Here is a 1,875-nt window from a genome sequence, read left to right on the forward strand (position 1 = left end):
CGCCCCAGACCCGTTCACGGACACGCCCGGCTCTCCGCGCCCGCAGGCACGCCCCGAGGCCACCTCGGCCGCGCAAAGCCAAGCCGAGTTGCGCCGCGCGCGGGCCGAACGCAACCGCGCCGCGAATGCCGTCGCGCGCCAGGCCTCTGCCTCGCCCAGCCAAGCCAGCCAGTCGCAGCGTGACTATTATGCCGCGGCGGAACGGCGGCTGGTGGCGCAGGGTCGCCTGCGCCGCGACCGGACCCCGCTGGACGCGCCGATCGACGCCGAGATCCTGACCCGCAACTTCATCGACATCGCGCTGCGCGACGAATACAGCCAGACCGACGGCGGGCTGGTGTCGCAGTCCCGCGCTGCGCCCCTGCGCCGCTGGCAGGGTCCGGTGCGGATGCAGCTGGAATTCGGCGCCTCGACCGACATGGCCGCCCGCCCCGCCTGGCGGTCGGAGGTCGCGGATTTCGCGGGCCTCCTGTCGGACGCCACGCGCCATCCCGTATCGCTGACGGCCGAGGGCGGCAACTTCACCATCTTGGTCCTGACCGAGGATGAGCGCCGGGCCATCGGCCCGCGCCTGGCCCAGCTTGTGCCGGGCATCCCGGCGCAGGACGTGTCGATCATGACCGACCTGCCCGCCGCGATCAGCTGCGCGGTCTTCGCCTATTCGCAGGGGGCGGCCGCCGACTATGCCCGCGCCGTGGCGGTGATCCGGGCCGAACTGCCGCCGCTGCTGCGCACGTCCTGCATCCACGAGGAGCTGGCGCAGGGAATGGGGCTGGCCAATGACAGCCCCGGCGCGCGTCCGTCGATCTTCAACGACGACGAGGAGTTCGCGCTGCTGACGCGTCATGACGAGCTGCTGCTGCGGATCCTCTATGATCCCCGCCTGCGTCCCGGCATGTCCGAGGCGGAGGCCGCGCCCATCGTCCGCCGCATCGCGACCGAGCTGCTGGGCGAGAACGCTTGATCCCGTCCCCGGCCCGCCCCTAGAAAGGGGCGAGGTCAGCGGGAGGCACCTATGTCCATCTTCGACATCCTGGGCGGCGAATTCATCGAGATCATCGAATGGACGGCCGACGACCGCGACACGATGGTCTGGCGCTTTGACACGGTCGGGCGCGCGATCAAGTATGGCGCCAAGCTGACCGTCCGCGAGGGTCAGGCCGCTGTCTTTGTCCATGAGGGCCAGCTGGCCGACGTGTTCGGCCCCGGCCTGTACCTGCTGGAGACGAACAACCTGCCGGTGCTGACGCGCCTGCAGCACTGGGACCACGGCTTTCGCAGCCCCTTCAAGTCCGAGGTCTATTTCGTCAGCACGACCCGCTTCAACGATCTGAAATGGGGCACCCGCAACCCCATCATCGCCCGTGACCCCGAATTCGGCCCGGTCCGCCTGCGGGCCTTCGGCACCTATTCGATGCGCGTGGGCGACCCCGCCCGGTTCATGTCCGAGATCGTCGGCACCGATGGCGACTTCACCCGCGACGAGATCACTTTCCAGATCCGCAACGTGATCGTGCAGGAGTTTTCCCGCGCCATCGCCGCGTCGAACATTCCCGTTCTGGACATGGCCGCAAACACCGACCAGCTGGGTGCGCTGGTCGCCAAGGCCATCGCCCCGGTGATCGAGGCCTATGGCCTGGTCCTGCCGGAATTCTACATCGAGAACATCAGCCTGCCCGCCGAGGTCGAGGCGATGCTGGACAAGCGCACCAGCATGGGGATCATCGGCGATCTGGATCGTTTCGGCCAGTATGCCGCGTCCGAGGCCATGCTGGCGGCCGCGCGGAACGAGGGGGGCGCCGGTGCCGGCCTGGGCGCCGCGATGGGGGCCGCCATGGGCGCCACGATGCGCGGACCCTGGGGCGCCATGCCCTC

Annotated in this window: 2 protein-coding genes; both read left to right on the top strand. The window is 69.5% G+C overall.

Features of this window, described 5'->3' with window-relative positions; translation table 11 throughout:
* Positions 1-964, top strand: a 964-nt coding sequence (locus FHD68_RS18430) for a DUF2927 domain-containing protein (RefSeq protein WP_244297981.1), incomplete at its 5' end; no start/stop codon positions are given.
* 51 nt (positions 965-1,015) lie between these two features.
* On the top strand, positions 1,016-1,875 hold an 860-nt coding region (locus FHD68_RS18435; RefSeq protein ID WP_139086554.1), incomplete at its 3' end, for an SPFH domain-containing protein.

Source organism: Paracoccus marcusii, assembly GCF_006151785.1.
GTDB classification, from domain to species: domain Bacteria; phylum Pseudomonadota; class Alphaproteobacteria; order Rhodobacterales; family Rhodobacteraceae; genus Paracoccus; species Paracoccus marcusii.